Genomic DNA, 23,648 nt, shown 5'->3' on the forward strand with positions numbered 1-23,648 from the left:
AAATATAATTAAAGACTTTACTTAAAAAGAAAATACCATGGCATCATTTATTATAGAAGGCGGTTGCCGCTTAAACGGAGAGATTATACCACAAGGCGCTAAAAACGAAGCGTTACAAATTATTTGTGCAGTCCTATTAACTCCGGAAGAAGTAATTATAGAAAATATCCCCGATATACTAGATGTAAATAACCTTATTTCGTTATTAGGAGATATGGGTGTTACAACTAAACGCATTAATGAAAATACATGGTCTTTTAAAGCCGACAATGTAGATTTAGGATATCTTGAGAGTCCTGAATTTTTAAAGAAAAGTGCATCTTTAAGAGGTTCTGTCATGATTATCGGACCATTGGTAGCTCGTTTCGGAAAAGCCTTACTTCCTAAACCGGGAGGTGATAAAATTGGACGTCGCCGCTTAGATACCCATTTTGAAGGAATACAAAAACTGGGAGCTGAATTTAATTATGACAGTGATAAACAGATCTATTTTATCACAGCTGATAAATTAAAAGGAGCATATATGCTTTTAGATGAAGCTTCGGTGACAGGTACTGCAAATATAATAATGGCTGCAGTATTGGCAGAAGGAGAAACAACTATATATAATGCTGCTTGCGAACCTTATTTGCAACAACTTTGCAAAATGCTGAATCGCATGGGAGCAAAAATAACAGGAATTGCTTCTAATCTGATCAGAATAGAAGGAGTAGAGTTCCTAGGAGGAACAACTCACAGAATTCTTCCTGATATGATAGAAATCGGCAGTTTTATAGGAATGGCCGCTATGACAGGTTCTGAAATTACAATCAAAGATGTTGCATATGATGAACTAGGTATTATACCCGATACATTTCGTCGTCTAGGAATAACATTAGAACGCAGAGGTGATGATATTCATATCCCCAGACATAAAGACTATACAATTGATACCTTTATTGATGGTTCGATACTAACTATTGCCGATGCACCGTGGCCGGGGCTAACCCCTGACCTTATTAGTGTATTACTAGTAGTAGCCACACAAGCACAAGGAAGTGTATTGATACATCAGAAAATGTTTGAAAGCCGTTTATTTTTTGTGGATAAACTGATAGATATGGGAGCTCAAATTATCTTATGCGATCCACACCGTGCAACTGTTATTGGTACAGGAAGGCGTTCTATGCGTGCTACGACTATGACATCTCCTGATATTCGTGCTGGTATCGCATTATTAATTGCCGCAATGTGTGCTGAAGGTAAAAGTACAATTCATAATATTGACCAGATAGATAGAGGGTATCAAAATATAGATGTCCGACTAAATCAACTGGGTGCTAATATCATGAGAATGGATTAATGATACACATACAGGTTTCACCAATTGCTTTTATTATTTTTCTTTTTCTCTTTAGCAGTGTTAAAGCGATAACACCAAAAGAGAGTTTAACAGAAAATGATACTATAATTGGAAAACTACCACTTCTTGATTTAGATATGGATAATCTCAATAGTATATTCAACAAAAATACTATTTATATGGATACAGTCCGTTTTAAAGGATATGAAGATGTGGGAGATTATTCCCGATTATGTGTAAAAGCAGAGGAAAAAGAACATCTTTTTTTATACGAATTCTCTCAGGACAAAAATATTGTAAATAACGATATCGTTGTAATATATTGGTCTGTGGTAGAAAACCACGCAATAGAAGATCCTGAATTTGTTTATTCAGATATCCTGATAAGAAAATTAAGGAAAATACAATTAAACTAAGTTATTTATCTGTCACAAAAAACAGTTAATAATATATCAACCTAACTTATTATAGATAACGTTTTATGGAAAATTTCAGTTTTATCAATCCGGTAAAGATCATTTTCGGAAAAGATACTATAAAAAACCTTAGCCAGGAAATACCAGCTGATAGCAAAGTTCTCATTATCTATGGTGGAGGAAGCATCAAATCAAATGGTGTTTACGATCAAGTAGTAAAAGCACTTTCGTCTTTCGAGTGGTTTGAGTATTCAGGCATTGAAGCGAATCCTCATTATGAGACTTGTATGAAAGTCGTTTCGTATATTAATGAAAAGAAAATAAATTACCTTTTGGCTGTAGGTGGCGGTTCGGTTGTTGATGCTACTAAATTTATTGCAGCAGCAGCTTGCTTCGAAGGAAATGACCCTTGGGATATATTAAGCAAAAGGGCTAAAATAAATAAAGCTCTGCCATTTGGTGTTGTACTTACTCTATCAGCAACAGGATCCGAAATGAATGCCGGTGCTGTTATAACAAAAGTAGCCACTCAAGATAAATTAGCATTCGGTTCAGCATATACATATCCGAAATTCTCCATTCTAGACCCGGAAGTAACTTACTCATTACCACCAAGACAAGTAAGTAATGGTGTTGCTGATGCCTTTGTTCACGTTATAGAGCAATACTTAACTTATCCTGTACATGCAATGATACAAGATAAATTTGCAGAATCGATACTTACTACTTTGGTAACAGAAGGACCTAAAGCTTTGGAAACACCTAAAGATTATGATGTAAGAGCTAATTTAATGTGGGCTTCAACTTGGGCTCTGAATGGTTGGATTGGATGTGGTGTACCCGAAGACTGGGCTACTCATCAAATAGGGCATGAACTTACAGCATTATATGGCCTTGATCATGCTCAGACTTTAGCGATAGTATTACCCGGGGTAATGACTATACTTAAAGAACAAAAAGCTGAAAAAATTCTGCAGCTAGGTCAACAGGTTTTTGGAATATATAATAATTTGTCGAGAGAAAAACGCTTGGATAATACAATAAAAGCTGTAGAAAACTTTTTCGAAGAAATACAAATAAAAACACACCTTTCGGATTACGGATTAAACAAAGAATCAATAGATAAGGTATGCTCTAAATTGCAAGGTCGCGGATGGACACTCGGTGAAAAATCAAATATCACACCTGAAGTTGTAAGAGAAATATTGATGTCAAGATTATAGTCAATATACTAAACTGAATTATACACTAAACTGAGAATATGAAAAAGGTATTTGTAAGTGGATGTTATGATATGCTTCACAGTGGGCATGTAGCATTCTTTGAAGAAGCTGCAACACTTGGCGATCTGTATGTAGGTATCGGATCCGACAAAACAATAAACGAACTTAAAGCCAGAAAGACTATAAATAACGATCAAGAGAGGTTATATATGGTAAAGGCACTTAAGACCGTTAAAGATGCATGGATTAATCAAGGAAGTGGTATTATAGATTTCCTTGAAGAGATAAAGCAACTTAAACCCGATATATTCTTTGTCAATACAGACGGACACAGTTCAGTGAAAGAAGAACTATGCAAAGAGCTGGGTATAGAGTATGTAGTAAGTAAAAGGGTACCCCATGGAAACCTCCCCAGCAGATCTACCACTGCATTAAGGGAAGAATGTAAGATACCTTATCGCATAGATTTAGCCGGAGGATGGCTCGATCAACCGAATGTTAGTGAACTATATGCAGGATCTGTACTTACTATATGCATAGAACCTGACTATGAGTTCAATGACAGAAGTGGAATGTCGACCAGTTCTCGTAAGAAAGCTATTGAATTATGGCAAGTGGATATTCCATCTGGAAATAAAGAGAAACTAGCTAAAACTCTTTTCTGTTTTGAAAATCCTCCCGGAACAAAATATGTGAGTGGTTCTCAAGATGCATTAGGGTTAGTTATGCCAGGTCTAAACAAATTTCATTATACCGGTAATTTCTGGCCATCTGAAATAGAAACGAAACTGGACAATGACCTTTTAGATTGGCTAGAACAACGTTTATGGCTAGTACCTCTATATCCCCGTCATGACAATTATGATGTATTGAGCAATACCAATATCACTCCCGAAAATGTCAAAAAGCTTAGTGAAGCAGCCCTTGATTGTTGGAAAGCCATAAATAATAAAGATACGAAAAGCTTTGGGAAAGCCTTGACTCGAAGTTTTGAAGCACAAATAACAATGTATCCCAACATGATATCAAACGATATATTAGAGATACTCGAAAAGTATAAAGATTCTGTTCATGGATGGAAAATTAGTGGTGCAGGCGGAGGCGGTTATCTTATTTTTGTAAGTGAGCAGCCTGTTAACAATGCTATTCAAATAAGAATCAGAAGGAGCTAGAAAACATAGGTTTGAAAATAAACAGAAAGGAGCAAACTTTTTAGAGTTTGCTCCTTTTTTTATTTACATAATAATAAATACTGCTTGATTATTTCTTTATCAGCACCCATCTCCAAAGCTTTCTCAAAATTACGCTTTGCACTGAATTTATCAAACTGATGAATATCCAACTGCCCTTTTAGTATATACAACAATGGATCATTATATCCCAGTTGTTGAGCTTTATCTAAATCGCTTTTAGCTCTGCCTTTTTTATCAAGCTGCAAATAACACTCAGCTCTGTTTACATAAAACTCAGGTTGATTTTTATACTTAAATATTAAATCTGTATATTTATCTTCTGCCTCTATCCATTCTCCCCTACTCTTTAGAGAAAAAGCCAAGCTGCTTAGTGCCAATATATTTTCAGGATTTATATCTAATATTTGTTCAAAATCACTCTCAGCTGCTAATAAATTCTTTTCACTCATAAAGATCAAACCTCTCCGGTAAAGTGCTTCAATATTGTTTTCATCCATAGATAAGATAATATTATAATCTTTCATTGCAGCATTCAAACTATCCAATTCACAATATAAAGCTGCTCTATTCTGAAGAACAAAAATATTATTAGGATATTTACTCAATGCAGAGCTATATGATATCAACGCCTCTTCAGATTTACCCAGATGTCGTTGAATTGTACCAAGATTAGCTAATAACAAAATATTCCCCTCATTAGCAGGTTCTTTACGCATAGCTTCTTTTAATGTCAGTTCAGCAGCAGCATACTCTTTTTCATCCAAATAGTCAAGAGATTTTGAGACCAATTCTTCGTAGGTTTGTGCCGAAGAGAAAAAGCTCACTAAAAAAAAGATCGCAATAAAGAAATATCGATTCATTTTAAAATATTATTTGTACATTTACTAAGGACTTTCGTGCAAATGTATACTTAATATATCAAATCTACTTTTCGCAATAGCTATAAAGATTCAGAATTTGTGTTTATAGATGTTATCAGAAAGAGTTAAGTTTGATTTTCGCAAAAGTTTAAACGTTTAAAATATATGTTTTAGAACACCTATTTTTTTTAGGTATAGAAAGATAGTCATAATAATTTTACGTACTAAAGAAAGATCTTTATTCTGTATCTAATTTTAAAACTAATAAGCATGAATAATCATATAGAAACAACTAAATCGGGTTTGTTATGTGCTAATTTCGAAAAAGTTGTTGAAGGAAAACACACCTCACTTTTTATTCTTCAGAACAAACAAGGAGCAGAACTTACAATATCTAATTACGGAGCAAGAATAGTATCATTAATGGTACCCGATAAAACAGGTGCTTTTATTGATGTAGTTACCGGACACAATTCCATAGATGAATTTATAAACTCGGAAGAGCCTTATTTCGGAGCAATCTGTGGACGTACAGGAAACCGCATTGCAAAAGGAAAATTCACTTTAGAGGGTAAAGAATATACATTAGCAATTAACAACGGACCTAACAATCTACATGGAGGATTGAAAGGCTTTAACTCTGTAGTTTGGGATGCAAAACAAATGGACCAGCAGACATTAGTTCTTTCCTATTTATCCAAAGATGGAGAAGAAGGTTTTCCCGGAAATCTATCAGTTACAGTAACATATACGTTAACGAACGACAATTCGGTTGAAATTAAATATGAAGCCACAACTGATAAAACTACCATTCTGAATTTAACGAACCATGCTTACTTTAATTTATCTGGAGCAGGAGATCTTAATATTGGAGATCATATTTTAAAAATTAATTCAAACTACTACTTACCTACTGATGATACGGCTATACCATACGGCAAACCCGAGAAAACGGAAGGTACTCCTATGGACTTTAGCACTCCTCACGAGATTGGTCTAAATATTAATGAAAAAACAGATCAGCTTGTTTGGGCTAGAGGATACGATCACACCTATATTCTAAATAAAAAAGACGAAACTGAATATGTGCAAGCTTTGGAATGCTATTCTCCCAAAACAGGCATCGAAATGACTGTCTATACAGATCAGCCCGGAGTGCAAGTATATACAGGAAACTGGATGACCGGCAACTTTATTGGAAAAAACGGACAGCGTTATCCAGCTCAAAGTGCTGTATGCTTTGAAACCCAACATTACCCTGACAGCATTAATCACCCGGAATACCCTTCGATAATACTCAAACCCGAAGACAAATTCGAAAGCAAAACAGAATTTAAATTTACTATCAGACATTAATAACTAGATAAACTATAATAAATAACAAAAACTATGAGTTCTACAGAGAAAAAAAATTATCTGTTACCCATCATCGTAATGATATTCCTTTTTGCGATGGTCTCGTTTGTAACAAACTTAGCTTCTCCAATGGGAGATATTTTAAAAAATCAATTTAACGTTCCAAACTGGATGGGAACTCTTGGAGTGTTTGCCAACTTCATAGCTTATGCTGTGATGGGATACCCTGCTGGTAATCTACTTCAAAAATTAGGGTATAAAAAAACAGCACTTATTGCCATTGCTATTGGTTTTATTGGTGTAGGTATCCAAACACTTTCAGGAACACTAGGTAGTTTTGAAGTTTATTTACTTGGAGCTTTTGTTGCCGGTTTCTCGATGTGTTTACTTAATACTGTAGTAAACCCTATGCTAAATAAGCTAGGAGGAGGAGGTAATAAAGGAAACCAACTTATACAAATAGGAGGTTCTTTTAACTCGCTGGCAGGTACAGCTGTTATCATATTAACTGGTATATTAATCCCAGAAGGAATAAAGAATGCTCAAATCAGCAACGTTTTCCCTTTAATGTTTGCAGCTTTAGCTATTTTCGCATTTGCATTCATCGTTATTGCACTAACTACAATTCCTGAAAACGAAAAACAACAACAAATAAGCTCGGCTAATGACAAATACAGTCCATTGTCATTCCGTCACTTTATTTTTGGAGCCATTGGTATATTTGTATATGTAGGAGTTGAAGTGGGTGTTCCTAATGTATTAAATAAATGGTTGCAAAATCCTGACTTAGATATTCTTCAACTAAAGGGTCTTGGAAGTGCAGAAGCCATTGCGGGTTCTGTTACTGCAACTTATTGGATGATGATGCTTGTAGGTCGACTTTTAGGAGCTGCTATCGGCAGTAAAGTTTCAGCAAAATCAATGTTAATTGTTGCTTCAGTTGTAGGCTTGATCCTTACTCTTGCTGCTATGTTTGCACCAACAAATATAATGGTAAATCTACCTGTATTTAAAAACGATGCAAACGGATTATTCGGTTTAGCGAATGTTCCAATAAATGCTGCTTTACTAGTCTTTGTCGGCTTATGTACATCAGTAATGTGGGGAGGAATCTTTAACCTTGCCGTAGAAGGATTAGGTAAATACACAGAAAAAGCATCCGGTATCTTTATGGTAATGGTTTGCGGTGGTGGTATCCTGCCATTATTGCAAAACGGAATCGTAGATATGACAGGTGGCATAGGTTATCTTACTAGCTACTGGGTAATCGTAGTTGGTCTTGCTTACCTACTTTACTATGCACTTGTTGGCTGTAAAAACGTAAACAAGGATATTCCTGTGAAATAAAATTACAATAACTTATAAACCAAAGCCCACTTGTTATAAATAAAGCAAGTGGGCTTTCTTATTTTCATAGACACCATTTATGAACAATCAATAAAATGGTCTAAACTATATACCTAACCTATTCTATTTTTTGTTACTTTTGTAGAAAACGAAATAATGATATATTAATTTACCATGAATGATATAAAAGTTCTAAACAAATCTGCGGATAATATCCGTATTCTAGCTGCATCGATGGTTGAAAAAGCAAAATCCGGACATCCTGGAGGAGCAATGGGTGGAGCCGATTTTATTAATGTCTTGTTTTCTGAATTTCTGGTTTATAATCCAGAAAATCCACGTTGGGAAAACAGAGATCGTTTTTTTCTAGATCCGGGTCATATGTCTCCCATGTTATATTCAACACTAACATTGGCAGGAAAGTATACCTTAGATGATTTAAAACAATTCCGTCAATGGGGAAGCATTACTCCAGGTCACCCCGAATTAGATTTAGATCATGGAATTGAAAATACTTCTGGTCCATTAGGCCAAGGGCATACATTTGCTGTAGGTGCTGCTATCGCAGCCAAATTTCTAAAAGCACGTTTTGGTGATCAAATGGATCACACAATATATACGTTTATATCTGACGGTGGTATACAAGAAGAAATATCTCAAGGAGCAGGTCGTATTGCTGGTCATTTAGGCTTGAATAATTTGATCATGTTCTATGATTCCAATGGTATACAGTTATCAACAAAAACTTCGGAGGTTAGCGACGAAGATATTGTAGCTAAATATAATGCTTGGGGCTGGAAAGTTATCTCAATAAATGGAAATGACGCTGCTGAAATTAGAGCAGCCTTAGTTGAAGCTAAAGCAGAAAAATCAAAACCAACCCTTATAGTAGGTCACACTATTATGGGAAAAGGTGCTGTTAAAGATGATAATTCAAGTTTCGAAGGACAAACTGCGACTCACGGTATGCCTCTTGGTGAAAGTGGTGCCAGTTTCGAAAAATCAATAATTAACCTAGGTGGTGATCCACAAAACCCGTTCCAAATATTTCCGGAAGCAAAAGAGCTATACGCAAAAAGAGCAAAAGAGCTGAAAGAAATTGTAGCTAAACTCAATGAGAAAAAAGCTAAATGGGCTTCAGAAAACCCCGAATTAGCAGATAAAATGAAACGTTGGTTTGAAGGAGAAGTTCCTCAAATTGATTGGGCTGGTATAGAACAAAAAAATGATATTGCTTCTCGTGCTGCATCTGCAGCAGTACTTTCAGTATTAGCTCAGAATATAGAGAACATGATTGTTTCATCTGCCGATTTATCTAATTCTGATAAAACTGACGGCTTTCTTAAATATACAACAAGTTTTAAAAAGAACGATTTCTCCGGTGCCTTCTTACAGGTAGGTGTTAGTGAGCTAACAATGGCTTGTTTATCAATAGGAATGAGTTTACACGGAGGAGTTATTGCAGCTTGTGCCACATTCTTTGTATTCTCGGATTACATGAAACCAGCTATTCGTTTAGCAGCAATCATGCAACAACCTGTTAAATTTATCTGGACACATGATGCATTTCGTGTAGGGGAAGACGGTCCTACTCATGAACCTGTAGAACAAGAAGCACAATTGAGATTGATGGAGAAATTGAAAAATCACCATAACCAAAATTCAATGTTGGTACTTCGTCCTGCTGATGCCGTAGAGACTACTGTTTCATGGAAGCTGGCAATGGAAAATACTTCTACACCTACGGGACTAATCTTCTCTCGTCAGAACATAAAAGATTTACCTGCTAAAACTTCACGTTACAACGAAGCTCTTCAAGCAGCTAAAGGAGCATATATAGTTACTGATTCGGATAACTACGATGTTATACTTTTAGCTTCAGGTTCAGAAGTTGCAACTTTAGTAGAAGGTTCTAAACTTTTAGAAGCCGATGGAATAAAATCCAGAATTGTCTCTGTTCCTTCTGAAGGACTCTTTAGAAATCAGTATAAAGAATATCAAGACTCGGTTATTCCTTCTGGCAAAAAAATATTCGGATTGACTGCTGGTCTTCCGGTAAACCTTCTTGGTTTAGTTGGCGATGCAGGAAAAGTCTGGGGACTTGAAACTTTTGGATTCTCTGCTCCTTATAAAGTATTGGATGAAAAACTAGGTTTTACAGCTGATAATGTATACAAACAAGTCAAAGAATATCTGAGAAAATAAGCTCTCAGAAGTTTTTATTGCTTTGGTAAGCATGAAAACAAATGATAGTTATGATTCTGAAATACGACATTAATATTTTTTGTTACTTAATAAAAGTCTATAATTATGGCTAATACACAATCGCAATCATTGTTCTCTCAATCGGAGAAACCCGTTGGTCTTTGTAGCGACCATGCCGGATTTGAATTAAAATCCTATTTAATTTCTCTTTTTGAAGAGAAAGGTATAGCATATAAAGATTTTGGGACTTACACATCCGAAAGTTGTGATTATCCTGACTTTGCCCACCCAATGGCTATAGCTATTGAAAAGGGAGAGTGTTATCCGGGAATTGGAATATGTGGAACTGGTAATGGTATAAATATTACTTTGAATAAACATCAAGGTATCAGATCAGTACTATGCTGGAATCCTGAAATTGCAAAACTAACAAGGGCACATAATGATGCAAATGTTTTAGTCATACCTGGACGTTATGTCTCTAACGAAGAAGCTTATAATATTGTTGTCGCATTCTTCAATACGCCATTTGAAGGTGGACGCCATATAAGGCGTATCGAGAAAATTCCGGTTAAATAAACAATAAAAAAAGGCTTCTATTATGAAGCCTTTTTTATTTAATATAGATCAATAGTATTATTTGTATGATGATATTCAATGGTAGAAACCAGATTATCCATTTCATTGAATTATTCTTAAAAAAAACATTTTTCATATAAGTATCTAATTGAATATATAACATCTCACTTAATGTTTTACTATCCTTTCTACCACTTTTCAAATCATCCTGCATATTAAAAAGAAAATCACTAAAAGGAATACGCCTCAAAATAAATTTCACTGATTTTTGCAAATAATTTGGTAATTTTTTCCCGTAAACCTCAATCATTAAACTCCCTACATTCAACATTTTTTCAACATCTCGCTTTCCCATTAATCTATTGCCTCCTGAAATTATCTTTTCAATAATTTTTACACAGATTTTTTTAAACAAAGGAGTTAAGTACCTATATCCAATATTTAATGTATCCACTAATATATATTTATATGTAGAATATAAAGCAAAAGCTGTAGAAGTAAGGCCTATAAACAATATAATAAATAAGCAAAAACTTGATTCATTTATAGCCTTATTACCATACTTAAAAAGAGAAACTATAAGAAAAATAATATTAGGTAAACCAAAGGCTAGTAATACTAAGATAAACCACTTTATTGCTTTTAAACTCTGCCTACCAGCATCTTTTATAAGTTCATTAAATGAAAATGAAGAATCGCAAACTGTGTCCGATTGAGTACTCACAGACTGGATATTATTCTTTACAGAATTATCTCTATCATCATTTTTGATATCCATATAATTAAATCTTAAATTAGTTAGCAGCCAAATATATACTTTTTATTTAACATATTCGAAACTTTCCTCTTTATGCATATGTTTTTTTGTTAAGAGCAAAATAGTATCTTTGCCATAACATCAAAAGAAATAAGCATGAAAGGAATCATTCTTGCGGGTGGAAGTGCAACCAGACTTTATCCATTATCTAAAGCAATTTCAAAACAAATAATGCCTGTTTATGACAAGCCTATGATCTATTATCCGCTTTCTACTCTTATGTTAGCGGGAATTAGAGAAGTACTAATCATATCGACACCTCGAGATCTTCCTATGTTCCAAGACTTATTGGGAACCGGAGAAGAACTAGGAATGCGTTTTGAGTATATAGTTCAAGAAAAACCGGATGGATTAGCTCAGGCTTTTGTTCTTGGTGCTGAGTTTCTGAATGGAGAACCGGGCTGCCTTATACTTGGAGATAATATGTTTTATGGTCAAGGATTCTCAGCCATGCTTAACCGTGCAGCTTCAATAAATAAAGGTGCATGTATTTTTGGCTATTATGTAAAAGATCCCAGAGCATATGGAGTAGTAGAATTTGATGAAAGTGGAAAGGTATTTTCTTTAGAAGAAAAACCGGAAAAACCTAAATCTAATTATGCAGTTCCCGGATTGTATTTCTACGATAGCTCTGTTTCTGAAAAAGCTAAAAAACTGAAACCCTCCCCTAGAGGAGAATATGAAATAACAGATCTAAACAAAGTCTATCTAAACGAAGGAACATTACAAGTTGAGCTTTTTGGTAGAGGATTTGCCTGGCTAGATACCGGTAACTGTGATAGTTTATTGGAAGCAGGAAATTTTGTTGAAACAATACAAAGCAGACAGGGCTTTTATATTGCTTGCATAGAAGAAATAGCTTGGCGTAATGGTTGGATTAATAACAATCAACTTGAAGATCTTGGCAAAAGATTAGATAAAACAGCATACGGAAAATATATTTTAAGCTTATTATAAAGAATGAAATTTACAGAACAATATATAAGTGGAGTTTGGGTAATTGAACCCAGTGTATTCAGTGATGATCGCGGTTATTTTATGGAATCTTTTAAACAAGCTGAGTTTGAAAAATTCGTAGGAAAAACAGATTTCATACAAGATAATGAATCTAAGTCTTCGAGAGGAGTTCTAAGGGGTTTGCATTACCAAACGGGAGAATTTGCACAAGCTAAATTAGTCAGAGTAATACAGGGAAGTGTGCTTGATGTAGCTGTAGATATACGCAAATCGTCCCCTACTTTTGGGCAATATGTAGCTGTGGAACTTACTGCTGAAAATAAAAAGCAATTATTTGTACCCAGGGGTTTTGCACATGGCTTTGTAGTATTGAGTAATACAGCAATATTTACATATAAAGTTGATAATGTATATGCTCCCGGTTATGAAGCTTCAATTATATGGAGCGATCCGACAATTGGTATTGATTGGGGAATATCTGAAGATGAATTAATACTTTCCGGAAAAGACAAAACCGGTAAACTACTAACGGAAGCTATTTTGTTTGAATAGAACATGAGCAAAAAAACGAAAAAGAGAAAGTCTGATAATAAATTAAAGTCGATCACATTAGTGGCGACTTTAATTGTATTATTTCTCACTCTAGGATATTTTTTTTATAAAAAAAGTACAGCAAATACGTTTAATGAGAGTCAAAAATATCAAGTAAAAGGAGTAGACATATCACATCACAACCCAATACTAGATTGGGCAGAAGTAAAGAGGCAAAATATCCACTTCACCTACATTAAAGCAACAGAAGGTATTACTCATGATGATCGCAACTATCCATATAATTATAAATTAGCTAAAGAAAACAATATAAAAACCGGTTCGTATCACTTCTATAATTTTGGAGTTTCGGGTCGAGAACAAGCCAAACATTTTATTCGTGTTGCTGAATGCCGATCCGGAGATTTAATTCCAGCTATTGATGTTGAACATTCGCCGGCAAACCCTTATAGTAAGGATCCAATATTTGTCAAAAGTGTTGTGAAAGAGCTCAAGGTTATGGAAAATGAGATGTATGAGCATTATGGAATTCATCCGATCATATACACTAATACTGACTGTTATAAATTATATATCAATAACTCTTTCCCAAATAATCCAATATGGATTAGCAGTTTGAATAAGGAACCAAGTGATGACATCAAGAATTGGATTATCTGGCAATTTACCCATACCGGAGAATTAGACGGAATTGTTGGAGATCTGGATTTAAACTATTTCAGACACCCATTTGATGAATTACAAAAATTACAACTCCCATAAGCTCCGCAATAATTATAACATCATTTTACAAGAATAGAAAGAAATTATAAATAGAATTTATAAATTTGGAAAAACATCATAAACAAGTAATGAAGTATATACCAACGATTATAAGCTTATTATTAATAACTCTGTTTTCATCCTGTTTTCATGAAGAAGAATACAATAACTCAAAGCGAGATAATTTTGAGCTTCTATGGAAAACTCTTGATCAAAAATACTGCTTCTTTAACTATAAAAATATAGACTGGGAAACAGTGCATACACAATATTCTAATCGGATAAGTGAAGATATGAGTAATGACGCTTTTTTTGATGTTATGGGAGAGATGCTCGCCGAACTACAAGATGGACATGTAAACCTAATAGCCACACACAATGTTGCTCGCTATTGGAAATGGTTTGAGGATTATCCTGATAATTTTGATGAGAAAATACAGGAAAATTATCTTGGAACTGATTATTTAATAGCTTCGGGTATGAAGTATAAGATTCTCGAGGATAATATAGGTTATATATATTATAGCAGTTTTTCAAGTGGTATTGGCGAAGGCAATCTAGATCAAATAATTAACCGTATGTCTATTTGCAATGGTATTATTATTGATATCAGAAATAATGGAGGCGGTCTTTTGAGTAATGCAGATAAAATAGCAGCGCGTTTTTTTAATGATAAAACTTTAGTGGGTTATATTATGCATAAAAAGGGAACAGGGCATGATGATTTTTCAAACCCCTACCCTCGTTATATAGAGCCATCAAATCGTCTCAGATATCAAAAAAAGGTAGTCGTTCTTACCAACAGAAGATGCTATAGTTCTTCCAATGACTTTGTAAATGCAATGACTTATGCTCCCAACGTAACTATTATAGGTGATAGAACCGGGGGGGGAAGTGGTTTACCATTTTCATCGGAACTACCCAACGGATGGTCTGTTCGATTTTCGTCTTCTCCAATGGTTAATGCAAATAAAGAGCATATCGAATTTGGAATTGAACCTGATATAAAGGTCGATATGAGTAAATCGGATATGGCTAGGGGAATTGATACAATTATTGAAGCAGCACGTAATTTTTTAAACAATAAATAAGAGCTCACGAGCCTTTTACCTCTCTGGCCGGCAAACCACTAAAACTAATTCTAATTTCAAAATACAAGCACATGGAAATCATTATTTTCTTCATCATTCTTATTGTTTTAGTCTGGATTATAATTATTACATTAAAAAACAGACTAATAGGCTTAAAAAACAAAGTCGAATATGCTAACGGAGCTGTAGATGCGATGTTTAAGCAACGATATGACTTAATTCCCAATTTAGTAGCTACAGTAAAGCAGTATATGCAACATGAAAGCTCATTGCTTGAAAGGTTAGTACAGCTTAGGGCAAAAGCACAAAGTCCTAACATTACAGATACTCAAAAAAATGAATTGAATGGTCAGATAGATCAAGCAATCAGATCATTTAATATTTCGGTTGAGAACTATCCCGATCTAAAAGCCAGTGAACAATTTACGAGACTACAAGCATCATTAAATGAATGTGAGGGACAACTGGCTGCTGCCCGTAGAACTTATAATGCTGCTGTTATGGAATATAATAATGGTATAGAGATGTTTCCTACAAGTATATTTGCGTCTCAAATGGGATACCAACGTAAAGAAATGATTACAGCAACACAAACAGAACAACAAAACCCGAATGTCGGAAACCTGTTTCAGTAAATACTATTATATCTGTCGAATACACTAATCAAACAATGCATGTCTGCATCACTTCTGAATAATATTGAGCAACGAATATCTGATCTTCAATTTCAGTTACAATACAAGTTACAACCTCTGGAAGATATAAGAATAGAATTTAAGAAAAGGCTGAAAATATTCTGGATTACGATTGCCATATCCTTTTCAATATCCGCAGCAATTATTCTATTGCTCTACTTTCCAGTAGCACCATTGCTTCTAGCTCTCATTATCGGATATATCATTTGGTATATATACAAGATAAATCCCATAAAAAAGAATCTCTCCGACCAATTCTATAAGGAGATAGTACCACATATTATATCTGAATTTCTATCTGATATATATTTTCAGCGAGATAATTGCATCAGCGAAAAAGATTATTTCTCGTCCAATTTATTCCGAAAATCTACGGATAAATATCAGGGATACAATCTAATTAAAGGAAATTTGGGACATACTTCCATGTTATTTTCAAATTTACATACGCAGTATAAAACCACATCTACTGACAGTAAAGGACGAACCAGAACCCAATGGCATACTATCTTTAAAGGAGTATTTCTTATAACTGACAGTAATAAAAACTTTAATGGAGAGATATACATATTTCCTGATACTGCAGAACGGATGTTAGGTGGTATAGGAAGGTGGATGCAAGAAAAATTCGGATCGGCCGGAAGAGGTGAAATGATATACCTGGAGGATCCTAACTTCGAAAAAAGATATGTTGTATATGCCACTGACCCGGTAGAAGCTCGTTATATTCTAACTCCATCTATGCAAGAATATTTCATGGAACTATCGAATAGATATGGCAAAGATTGTGTGTATGCTTCTTTTATTAATGGAAAATTATATTTAGCACTTAGTGGAAATTTTAATCTTTTTACTCTTAATACCAGCCGATCATTCAAAGATGAATTGACAACTAAGTATTATGTAGAAAACTTAGTACGTATTCTTTCTGCCGTAGAGATACTTGATCTCAATACGCGTATATGGAATAAATAAAAATTTCAGACTATGAATTTTAGTATTTAAGTTCGCTGAATTATTTCTTCCTTTTAACAACGATCCTTATCATTAACAATTTTAAAAATGCGTGATTAAATTCCGGCTTACCCTTAAATATATTGACTTGCAGTAAATAAATACAAAAGTTATCCTTATATTTGCACCCGCTAATAAATAATTATGTACTAATTAAAAATTACTTTAAGAAATGGCTACAAAGATCCGTTTACAAAGAAGAGGACGTAAAGACTATCCTTTTTATCAAATCATTATTGCAGATAGCAGAGCTCCACGTGATGGTAAATTTATTGAAAAGGTTGGTTCATACAACCCTAACACTAAACCTGCTACAGTTACGTTGAACTTCGACAGAGCTTTGTATTGGCTACAAGTTGGTGCACAACCAACAGATACAGTACGCAACATCCTTTCTGAAGAAGGTGTTCTTATGAAGAAACACTTACTAGGTGGGGTAACTAAAGGTGCATTTTCTGATGCTGATGCTCAAACTAAATTTGAAGCATGGAAAGCAACTAAGGAAAAAGCAACTGAGTCTGTAAAAAACAAACATGCAGAAAAAGTAAATGCTGAAGCTAAAGCTCGTTTTGAAGCAGAACAAGCTGTAAACAAAGCTAAAGCAGAAGCTGTTGCTCAAAAAAGAGCTGAAGCAGCTGCCGCTAAAGCTGAAAAAGAAGCTCCTGCTGCTGTTGAAGTAGAAGAAGCTCCTGAAGCTCCTGCTGCAGAAAGTGCTGAATAATTCAACATTATTTATACAGCATAAAAAAGGTAATCCATATGGATTACCTTTTTTTAGTATATTGCTTTTTCTGACTTTATTTATATCCCCGCAAATACTGAACAGGATAATTGGCTACAGTGTCACCCAACTCCTTAGCTGCATTGAGTACAAACTGAGGATTACGCAATAATTCTCGCCCTAGAAAAATCAAATCACATTTTCTTGCATTCAATAGATTCTCTGCTTGCTTAGAGTCTGTTATTAACCCTACAGCTCCTGTTATTACTCCAACCTCTCTCTTTATACGTTTAGAGAAAGGAACCTGATAAGAAGGCCCAACAGGAATTTTAGCATGAACAGCATTGCCGCCACTAGATACATCAATAACATCTACTCCTTTATCCTTCAATAATTTTGACAGTTCGACAGATTCTTCAATACTCCAACCGCCTTCAACCCAATCGGTAGCAGAAATTCGTACCCAAAGAGATTCTTTTTCACCCAATAATCCAATTAAGGCATCCACAATCTCTAGAAGAAAACGAGTTCTATTTTCAAAACTCCCTCCATATTCATCTGTTCTATGATTACTCAAAGGTGACAAAAACTGATGAACCAAATATCCATGAGCAGCATGTATTTCTATAATCTTATAGCCTGCTTTAAGAGACCTCATTGTTGCACTTTTGAAATCATCAATCACACCTTTTATATCTTCCTGGGATAGAGGTTTGGGGGCATTTTCTCCTTTATCAAAAGGAATAGGTGAGGCTGATACTGTAGTCCAGCTATTAGGTCCTTCATTCAATTGCTTCCCTCCATTTTGAGGTAAACTGCAACTGGCTTTCCTTCCGGCATGAGCCAATTGAATACCGGCGACAGCACCATGTTTTTGAACAAAATTTACAATCCTAGATAGCTGATCAATATGTTCATCTTTCCATATACCCAAATCTCCATAAGTAATTCTACCTTCAGGAGATACAGCTGTAGCCTCTTGTATAATGGCTCCGCATCCCCCTACCGCACGACTTCCATAATGAATAAAATGCCAATCATTGGCGAAACCATCTTCTGACGAATATTGGCACATAGGAGACATGACAACTCTATTTTTTAGAGTAATCCCTTTCAAATGGAATGAAGTTAATAGTTTTGACATGCTTTATTTTTTAATCTTTCTGATAATAACCTTAACATAATATACAATCTATAAAATTAAGAAATAATCCAGACATTAATTGATGTATTTTATAATATTTCATTTTCATATCTTTTTTATAAAATCTATCTTTGCACGGCTTAAAATATAGAGTCATCTTTGCAGATAGAACTAATATTGATTACTAATCCTCTTATACTTTCTTTTTATATGATTTATTGCGAAAATACGATACATGAAACAAATAACAGAGGTAGTATAGAGGTTATATGTGGATCGATGTTCTCCGGGAAAACAGAGGAACTTTTACGTCGTCTGAAAAGAGCTAAAATAGCTAAGCAGGAAATAGAAATATTTAAGCCTGCCATTGACACACGCTATTCTGACGTTGAGATCACCTCACACGATAAGAATTCGATACAATCAACTGTAGTTGAACATTCGAGTAACATCTTATTGCTTTCATCTAATATTGAGGTGGTAGGCATTGATGAAGCTCAATTCTTTGATATGGGGTTAGTAGAAGTATGCCAGCAATTGGCAGACCAGGGGATAAGAGTTATTATAGCCGGATTAGATATGGACTTTAAAAGAAATCCTTTTGGTCCTATCCCTAATTTGTGTGCAATTGCCGACGATGTAGAAAAAGTCCATGCTATATGCGTGGAATGTGGTAAATTAGCAAATTATTCATACAGACTTGTATCTAATAACGACAAGCAGGTGATGCTTGGAGAGCTACAAGAATATAAACCGTTGTGTAGATCGTGCTACACTAGGTTTAAGGATAAAAAATAGAGAGTGTTTCTGAAAACTTTTTTTGAGAAAAAAGGGTTTTCCAGTATTTACTGATTAAAACTTCCTCAGTATGAGAAAAGATCTCAAACACATCGTTAATCAAACTCAATCACTGATCAAATCAGGAGATAAAAAAAAGCTAAGAGTATACCTCGACAGCTTAAATATCTCAATAATAGAAGATCTGATAGATGAGTTGCCTGATTATGCTCCGCTTATTATTGATACAATGAGTGTAAATAGAGCTATAAACGTTTTTAGAATTTTGGACGTCCCAACTCAAGAGCGAGTCATAAAGAAACTTCCAAAATTGAAAGTTTCTGAAATTATGAGAGGACTTCCTCCTGATGACCAAACAGCATTTTTAGGAGAACTTAAGGACGAAGAATTATCACAACAATTATTATCACTGCTTTCTCCCGAAGACAAGAAAGAAGTATCTACCCTACTCGCTTATCCCGAAGATAGTGTAGGTCGGCTAATGACACCGGACTATCTGGCGATTAATAAAAATTACACTGTACAAGAGACTTTAGATACAATCAGACGTAGAGGTAAGAATTCGGAAACAATTGATGTTATATATATACTGGACGACAACGGAATTTTACTTGATGACCTTCGAATACGTGACTTATTGGTGGTTGATCCACATACTCCTATAGCTGATTTGATGGACGACAGACTTATTTCACTGAATGCTGAAGATCCTCAGGAAGAGGCAATCAAGGTATTCAAAATGAATAACAGGGTTGCTTTACCTGTAATTGCATCCGATAAAACACTGTTAGGTATTGTTACCATTGATGATGTTTTATGGCTGGCAGATGAAGAGTATTCAGAGGATATGCAGCGATTTGGAGCCAGTGGTACTCTTGATGAACCCTACTTGGATGTACCTCTCTATAAATTGGTATGGAAGCGTGCAGGTTGGCTTATTGTTCTGTTTATAGGAGAATTACTCACAGCATCAGTAATGCAATATTACGAGGATCAATTGGCTAAAGTTATTGTTTTGGCAATGTTTCTGCCTCTTATGATTTCTAGTGGAGGTAATAGCGGATCACAAGCATCAACACTTATTATACAGGCAATGGCTGTAGGAGATGTACAGCTTTCACATTGGTGGCGTGTATTCAGACGGGAAATTATATCAGGACTTAGTCTGGGTATTATATTAGGTGTTATCGGTTTTATACGTATTTATGTGTGGCATTTTATATTTCCTCACTTATATGGCGATCACTGGATAATGGTAGCTACAACAGTATCCTTATCTTTAGTTGGGATTGTTCTTTGGGGATCGTTAATCGGCTCAATGCTTCCATTTATTTTACGCAGATTAGGTGCGGATCCTGCTACATCATCTGCTCCTTTTGTAGCAACTATCGTTGATGTGACGGGACTGATGATATATTTGACAATAGCGAGCATTATATTCGGTTCAGTACTTAATTAATCTCAATTTAAGATCATAAAGGATGAGTAAACAACAAGAGTCGGATGATGAAAATTTTGAACACAAATCATTTGAAATCGAAGGACGCACAGTTGAATATAAAACTAAAATAGTAGATAAGGTTGAGCAAGACTTGCTTAATCTAGGAGAGAAGGATAAAGAGTTTATAGCATACAGCTTAGTAGATGCTGAAATTCTATTGACTCAACTTAGTTCAGAGAAAAATTTATCGAATTACTCAGCACAAGACTTGGACGAACTTGTTTATTTGTGGTTACACAAACGTAATAATTTCAAACTGGTGAGTGAAGAAGAGTTCGTTAATGCCATCGGATCTGCTTTTGGTAATTGTATGAATCAAGCATATGGAACTAAATGGACTATTATAAGTGATGAGTATGGAAACGATTTCGCTTGTGTATCAGAAAACCCTGTATTCCAGACATTTCCTTTTAGTTCTATATGGAAAGCAATAGAACACAACAGAGAAGGGTCGTTACAAGCAATTATGGATTTAATTAGAAAACATCTGGATGATGGTTCTTTCGGAAGCTAAAAATCATCTAAATAAAAAAGAGTTTGTATCTGTTGATACAAACTCTTTTTTATTATTATAGTATATTATTATTTTAATTTTGCCAAAGTTTCTTTTACTCTCTTTAAAGCTTCTACAAGTAATTCATCTGCCGTAGCATACGAAAAGCGAATACAATTAGGAGCTCCGAAAGCTTGTCCTCCAACACAGGCTACATGCCCCTCTTCTAATAAGAACATAGCTAAATCTCCGGAGTTTTCGATTTTTCGACCGTTAAACGATTTACCTAAATAGTACGAACAGTCAGGAAATACATAAAATGCTCCATCCGGCTTTTCTATTTTGAATCCTTCTATTTCAGATGTCAACTTATAAACCAAATCTCGACGACGTTCAAAAGCTTGACGCATAGTCTCAATACATGACTGATCGCCTGTATAAGCGGCTTCTGCTGCCTTTTGAGTAATAGATGATGGCCCCGACGTAACTTGTCCCTGCAATTTATTACAAGCATCAGCAATCCACTTAGGAGCAGCTATCCATCCCAAACGCCATCCTGTCATCGCATATCCTTTAGATACGCCATTTATAATTACAACACGGTCTCTAACATTCTCAAACTGAGCTATACTTTCATGCTTTCCTACATAATTGATATGCTCATATATTTCATCGGCAAGAATAATTATATTCGGATGTTTAGCCAATACATTTGCTAAAGCTTCTAATTCTGACTTAGAATATATACTTCCGGTAGGATTAGAAGGTGAACACAGAATAATAGCACGCGTTTTTGCTGTGATTGCACTTTCAAGCTGAGCAGGTGTTATTTTAAAATTTTGTTCGATTCCCGCAGTAACAATAACACTTGTTCCTTCGGCTAATTTTACCATTTCGATATAACTTACCCAATATGGAGCAGGAATAATCACCTCGTCTCCCTTATTAACGACACTAGCAAGAACATTATAAACCGATTGTTTAGCTCCATTTGAACAAACAATTTGGTCGGGCTGAAAACTTAAATTATTTTCTTTTTCCAGTTTCGAGCAAATAGCTTTTCGTAAAGACAAAAATCCGGTTACAGGGCTATAGAATGAAAAGTTGTCATCTATCGCTTTTTTCGCTGCCTCCTTTATATGATCCGGAGTATAAAAATCCGGCTCACCTACACTCAGATTAATAACATCTATACCCTGAGCTTTCAATTCAGAGCTCTTTTGTGACATTGCCAATGTTTCGGATGCCGAAAGATTAGCGATACGATCTGCTACCTGTCCCATTTTAATTTTTATTCTTTATTTGTATTTTTCTAGTTTATATATACTGAGTAATGCTAAATATTAGAGTCATACGAACTTAATCCAAATTATGTAGGATATGCCCCATTCTATCTTTTTTAGTCTTCATATAAGCCTCATTATACTTATTAGGAGCAATCTCGATAGGTAAATTGCCAACAACTTCTAATCCGAAAGACTCAAGTCCTACTCGCTTCACAGGATTATTGGTTAATAAACGCATCTTCTTTATATTCAAATCTCTTAGTATTGCCGCTCCTACACCATAGTCACGCTCATCTGCATTATAACCTAAGTGTAGATTTGCATCTACTGTATCCAGACCTTCTTCTTGCAGCTTATAAGCCTCTATTTTTGCCATAAGACCAATACCTCTGCCTTCTTGATTCAGGTAGACAATCACTCCCTTACCCTCTTTTTGGATCATCTCCATCGATTTATGCAACTGCTCGCCACATTCACAACGTTTGGATCCGAAAATATCTCCGGTCATACAAGACGAATGTACTCTAACTAAAATTGGTTCATCGGCAGACCATGTACCCTTTATCAAAGCAATGTGTTCTAAACCATTTGACTTTTGTTTAAAAGGAATCAAACGGAAATCGCCGTATTCAGTAGGCATATTAACTTCAACACCTTTCTCAATCAAAGATTCACGGCTTAATCTATATTTAACCAGATCTGCCACCGATATAATTTTAAGACCAAAGTCTTTAGAAAATTTCATTAATTCGGGAAGACGTGCCATTTCTCCGTCTTCTTTTTTTATTTCGATCAAAACACCTGCCGGATATAATCCCGCTAATTTTGCTAAATCAACAGCCGCTTCAGTGTGCCCTATACGACTCAACACACCCTTATCTCTTGCTCTAAGAGGGAAGACGTGACCAGGGCGTCCTAAGTCTTCGGCTTTTGTTTCGGCCTTAGCTAAGGCTAAAATGGTCTGAGATCTATCAAATGAAGAAATACCTGTAGTACAACCGTGTCCTAATAAATCTACAGATACGGTAAAAGGTGTAGCATGTACAGATGTATTGCTGGTAACCATCATTGGCAAATCCAACTCATCGCATCTTTCTCCTGTTAAAGGAACGCAAAGAAGTCCTTTCGCATGAGTTTCCATAAAATTCACTTTTTCTGGAGTAATTGCTTCTGCTGCAATTATCAGATCTCCTTCATTTTCACGGTCTTCATCATCAACTACAACAACAAAGTTACCTTTCTTTATCTCTTCTATCGCTTCTTCGATAGTATCTAATTTTATATCTAACATAATAA

Annotated in this window: 23 protein-coding genes; 18 read left to right on the plus strand and 5 right to left on the minus strand. The window is 35.1% G+C overall.

Annotated features, from left to right (window positions below):
* Positions 1 to 37: 37 nt before the first annotated feature.
* The 4 genes from murA (at position 38) to G7050_RS16235 (ending at position 4,153) form a co-directional block, all read left to right on the plus strand.
* Positions 38 to 1,342, plus strand: coding sequence for a UDP-N-acetylglucosamine 1-carboxyvinyltransferase (murA, locus tag G7050_RS16220; protein ID WP_166117310.1), 1,305 nt, complete (start codon positions 38 to 40; stop codon positions 1,340 to 1,342).
* 179 nt (positions 1,343 to 1,521) lie between these two features.
* Positions 1,522 to 1,758, plus strand: coding sequence for a hypothetical protein (locus G7050_RS16225; protein WP_166117311.1), 237 nt, complete (start codon positions 1,522 to 1,524; stop codon positions 1,756 to 1,758).
* Positions 1,759 to 1,823: 65 nt separating this feature from the next.
* Entirely contained in the window at positions 1,824 to 2,981 is a 1,158-nt protein-coding gene (locus G7050_RS16230; RefSeq protein ID WP_166117312.1) for an iron-containing alcohol dehydrogenase, read from the plus strand.
* 38 nt (positions 2,982 to 3,019) lie between these two features.
* On the plus strand, positions 3,020 to 4,153 hold the full coding sequence (locus G7050_RS16235) for an adenylyltransferase/cytidyltransferase family protein (protein WP_166117313.1): 1,134 nt from the start codon (positions 3,020 to 3,022) through the stop codon (positions 4,151 to 4,153).
* 59 nt (positions 4,154 to 4,212) lie between these two features.
* Here G7050_RS16235 and G7050_RS16240 read toward each other — a convergent pair whose 3' ends face one another.
* Positions 4,213 to 5,034: a tetratricopeptide repeat protein gene (locus tag G7050_RS16240; RefSeq protein ID WP_166117314.1), complete on the minus strand. Its 822-nt coding sequence runs from the start codon at positions 5,032 to 5,034 to the stop codon at positions 4,213 to 4,215.
* Between the two features lie 270 nt (positions 5,035 to 5,304).
* Between G7050_RS16240 and G7050_RS16245 the strand changes: the two genes are divergently transcribed.
* From G7050_RS16245 to rpiB, 4 genes are all read left to right on the plus strand, one after another.
* Positions 5,305 to 6,390: an aldose epimerase family protein gene (locus G7050_RS16245; RefSeq protein ID WP_166117315.1), complete on the plus strand. Its 1,086-nt coding sequence runs from the start codon at positions 5,305 to 5,307 to the stop codon at positions 6,388 to 6,390.
* Between the two features lie 33 nt (positions 6,391 to 6,423).
* Positions 6,424 to 7,737, plus strand: coding sequence for an MFS transporter (locus G7050_RS16250; protein WP_166117316.1), 1,314 nt, complete (start codon positions 6,424 to 6,426; stop codon positions 7,735 to 7,737).
* A 174-nt stretch (positions 7,738 to 7,911) separates the two neighbouring features.
* A complete protein-coding gene (locus G7050_RS16255; RefSeq protein WP_166117317.1) occupies positions 7,912 to 9,942 on the plus strand; it encodes a transketolase in 2,031 nt (676 codons plus the stop codon).
* Positions 9,943 to 10,047: 105 nt separating this feature from the next.
* A complete protein-coding gene (gene rpiB / locus G7050_RS16260) occupies positions 10,048 to 10,521 on the plus strand; it encodes a ribose 5-phosphate isomerase B (RefSeq protein ID WP_166117318.1) in 474 nt (157 codons plus the stop codon).
* Positions 10,522 to 10,555: 34 nt separating this feature from the next.
* Here the strand turns inward: rpiB and G7050_RS16265 are convergent, their stop codons facing one another.
* Positions 10,556 to 11,299 carry a hypothetical protein gene (locus tag G7050_RS16265; RefSeq protein WP_166117319.1) on the minus strand — a complete coding sequence of 248 codons (744 nt, stop codon included), beginning with the start codon at positions 11,297 to 11,299 and terminating at the stop codon, positions 10,556 to 10,558.
* A gap of 135 nt (positions 11,300 to 11,434) precedes the next feature.
* On the opposite strand from G7050_RS16265, the gene rfbA reads away from it, so the two are divergent.
* The 7 genes from rfbA (at position 11,435) to G7050_RS16300 (ending at position 17,130) form a co-directional block, all read left to right on the plus strand.
* Complete coding sequence (gene rfbA / locus G7050_RS16270) at positions 11,435 to 12,295, plus strand: glucose-1-phosphate thymidylyltransferase RfbA (protein WP_166117320.1); 861 nt, start codon at positions 11,435 to 11,437, stop codon at positions 12,293 to 12,295.
* A gap of 3 nt (positions 12,296 to 12,298) precedes the next feature.
* Positions 12,299 to 12,847 carry a dTDP-4-dehydrorhamnose 3,5-epimerase gene (rfbC, locus tag G7050_RS16275; RefSeq protein ID WP_166117321.1) on the plus strand — a complete coding sequence of 183 codons (549 nt, stop codon included), beginning with the start codon at positions 12,299 to 12,301 and terminating at the stop codon, positions 12,845 to 12,847.
* Between the two features lie 3 nt (positions 12,848 to 12,850).
* The gene (locus G7050_RS16280; RefSeq protein ID WP_166117322.1) at positions 12,851 to 13,609 is read left to right on the plus strand and encodes a glycoside hydrolase family 25 protein; all 759 of its coding nucleotides are present in this window, start codon (positions 12,851 to 12,853) and stop codon (positions 13,607 to 13,609) included.
* A gap of 89 nt (positions 13,610 to 13,698) precedes the next feature.
* Positions 13,699 to 14,700, plus strand: a complete 1,002-nt coding sequence (locus G7050_RS16285; protein WP_166117323.1) for a S41 family peptidase — start codon at positions 13,699 to 13,701, stop codon at positions 14,698 to 14,700.
* Positions 14,701 to 14,771: 71 nt separating this feature from the next.
* On the plus strand, positions 14,772 to 15,335 hold the full coding sequence (locus tag G7050_RS16290) for a LemA family protein (protein ID WP_185154939.1): 564 nt from the start codon (positions 14,772 to 14,774) through the stop codon (positions 15,333 to 15,335).
* Positions 15,336 to 15,374: 39 nt separating this feature from the next.
* A complete protein-coding gene (locus tag G7050_RS16295) occupies positions 15,375 to 16,370 on the plus strand; it encodes a DUF3137 domain-containing protein (protein ID WP_166117324.1) in 996 nt (331 codons plus the stop codon).
* Positions 16,371 to 16,581: 211 nt separating this feature from the next.
* Entirely contained in the window at positions 16,582 to 17,130 is a 549-nt protein-coding gene (locus G7050_RS16300) for a 30S ribosomal protein S16 (protein WP_166117325.1), read from the plus strand.
* Positions 17,131 to 17,206: 76 nt separating this feature from the next.
* Here G7050_RS16300 and G7050_RS16305 read toward each other — a convergent pair whose 3' ends face one another.
* Positions 17,207 to 18,274, minus strand: a complete 1,068-nt coding sequence (locus tag G7050_RS16305; protein WP_166117326.1) for an NADH:flavin oxidoreductase/NADH oxidase — start codon at positions 18,272 to 18,274, stop codon at positions 17,207 to 17,209.
* Positions 18,275 to 18,484: 210 nt separating this feature from the next.
* Here G7050_RS16305 and G7050_RS16310 point away from each other — a divergent pair, with 210 nt between their 5' ends.
* The 3 genes from G7050_RS16310 (at position 18,485) to G7050_RS16320 (ending at position 21,087) form a co-directional block, all read left to right on the plus strand.
* Positions 18,485 to 19,072 carry a thymidine kinase gene (locus tag G7050_RS16310; protein WP_166117327.1) on the plus strand — a complete coding sequence of 196 codons (588 nt, stop codon included), beginning with the start codon at positions 18,485 to 18,487 and terminating at the stop codon, positions 19,070 to 19,072.
* Positions 19,073 to 19,142: 70 nt separating this feature from the next.
* Entirely contained in the window at positions 19,143 to 20,531 is a 1,389-nt protein-coding gene (gene mgtE, locus G7050_RS16315) for a magnesium transporter (protein WP_166117328.1), read from the plus strand.
* Positions 20,532 to 20,553: 22 nt separating this feature from the next.
* Entirely contained in the window at positions 20,554 to 21,087 is a 534-nt protein-coding gene (locus tag G7050_RS16320; protein ID WP_166117329.1) for a DUF3806 domain-containing protein, read from the plus strand.
* A gap of 68 nt (positions 21,088 to 21,155) precedes the next feature.
* On the opposite strand, the gene G7050_RS16325 is transcribed toward G7050_RS16320, so the two are convergent.
* Together G7050_RS16325 and G7050_RS16330 are read right to left on the minus strand one after the other, a co-directional pair.
* Positions 21,156 to 22,349, minus strand: coding sequence for a pyridoxal phosphate-dependent aminotransferase (locus G7050_RS16325; RefSeq protein WP_166117330.1), 1,194 nt, complete (start codon positions 22,347 to 22,349; stop codon positions 21,156 to 21,158).
* A 76-nt stretch (positions 22,350 to 22,425) separates the two neighbouring features.
* Positions 22,426 to 23,643: a bifunctional 3,4-dihydroxy-2-butanone-4-phosphate synthase/GTP cyclohydrolase II gene (locus G7050_RS16330; RefSeq protein ID WP_166117331.1), complete on the minus strand. Its 1,218-nt coding sequence runs from the start codon at positions 23,641 to 23,643 to the stop codon at positions 22,426 to 22,428.
* Positions 23,644 to 23,648 lie beyond the last annotated feature (5 nt).

The sequence above is a fragment of the Dysgonomonas sp. HDW5A genome (assembly GCF_011299555.1).
In the GTDB taxonomy this organism is placed as follows: Bacteria; Bacteroidota; Bacteroidia; order Bacteroidales; family Dysgonomonadaceae; genus Dysgonomonas_A.

Excerpts from the sequence above, each read along its gene's own strand:
- murA (WP_166117310.1), top strand. The coding sequence starts at position 38 with ATGGCATCATTTATTATAGAAGGCGGTTGCCGCTTAAACGGAGAGATT.
- G7050_RS16225 (WP_166117311.1), top strand. The coding sequence starts at position 1,522 with ATGGATACAGTCCGTTTTAAAGGATATGAAGATGTGGGAGATTATTCC.
- G7050_RS16230 (WP_166117312.1), top strand. The coding sequence starts at position 1,824 with ATGGAAAATTTCAGTTTTATCAATCCGGTAAAGATCATTTTCGGAAAA.
- G7050_RS16235 (WP_166117313.1), top strand. The coding sequence starts at position 3,020 with ATGAAAAAGGTATTTGTAAGTGGATGTTATGATATGCTTCACAGTGGG.
- G7050_RS16240 (WP_166117314.1), bottom strand. The coding sequence starts at position 5,034 with ATGAATCGATATTTCTTTATTGCGATCTTTTTTTTAGTGAGCTTTTTC.
- G7050_RS16245 (WP_166117315.1), top strand. The coding sequence starts at position 5,305 with ATGAATAATCATATAGAAACAACTAAATCGGGTTTGTTATGTGCTAAT.
- G7050_RS16250 (WP_166117316.1), top strand. The coding sequence starts at position 6,424 with ATGAGTTCTACAGAGAAAAAAAATTATCTGTTACCCATCATCGTAATG.
- G7050_RS16255 (WP_166117317.1), top strand. The coding sequence starts at position 7,912 with ATGAATGATATAAAAGTTCTAAACAAATCTGCGGATAATATCCGTATT.
- rpiB (WP_166117318.1), top strand. The coding sequence starts at position 10,048 with ATGGCTAATACACAATCGCAATCATTGTTCTCTCAATCGGAGAAACCC.
- G7050_RS16265 (WP_166117319.1), bottom strand. The coding sequence starts at position 11,299 with ATGGATATCAAAAATGATGATAGAGATAATTCTGTAAAGAATAATATC.
- rfbA (WP_166117320.1), top strand. The coding sequence starts at position 11,435 with ATGAAAGGAATCATTCTTGCGGGTGGAAGTGCAACCAGACTTTATCCA.
- rfbC (WP_166117321.1), top strand. The coding sequence starts at position 12,299 with ATGAAATTTACAGAACAATATATAAGTGGAGTTTGGGTAATTGAACCC.
- G7050_RS16280 (WP_166117322.1), top strand. The coding sequence starts at position 12,851 with ATGAGCAAAAAAACGAAAAAGAGAAAGTCTGATAATAAATTAAAGTCG.
- G7050_RS16285 (WP_166117323.1), top strand. The coding sequence starts at position 13,699 with ATGAAGTATATACCAACGATTATAAGCTTATTATTAATAACTCTGTTT.
- G7050_RS16290 (WP_185154939.1), top strand. The coding sequence starts at position 14,772 with ATGGAAATCATTATTTTCTTCATCATTCTTATTGTTTTAGTCTGGATT.
- G7050_RS16295 (WP_166117324.1), top strand. The coding sequence starts at position 15,375 with ATGTCTGCATCACTTCTGAATAATATTGAGCAACGAATATCTGATCTT.
- G7050_RS16300 (WP_166117325.1), top strand. The coding sequence starts at position 16,582 with ATGGCTACAAAGATCCGTTTACAAAGAAGAGGACGTAAAGACTATCCT.
- G7050_RS16305 (WP_166117326.1), bottom strand. The coding sequence starts at position 18,274 with ATGTCAAAACTATTAACTTCATTCCATTTGAAAGGGATTACTCTAAAA.
- G7050_RS16310 (WP_166117327.1), top strand. The coding sequence starts at position 18,485 with ATGATTTATTGCGAAAATACGATACATGAAACAAATAACAGAGGTAGT.
- mgtE (WP_166117328.1), top strand. The coding sequence starts at position 19,143 with ATGAGAAAAGATCTCAAACACATCGTTAATCAAACTCAATCACTGATC.
- G7050_RS16320 (WP_166117329.1), top strand. The coding sequence starts at position 20,554 with ATGAGTAAACAACAAGAGTCGGATGATGAAAATTTTGAACACAAATCA.
- G7050_RS16325 (WP_166117330.1), bottom strand. The coding sequence starts at position 22,349 with ATGGGACAGGTAGCAGATCGTATCGCTAATCTTTCGGCATCCGAAACA.
- G7050_RS16330 (WP_166117331.1), bottom strand. The coding sequence starts at position 23,643 with ATGTTAGATATAAAATTAGATACTATCGAAGAAGCGATAGAAGAGATA.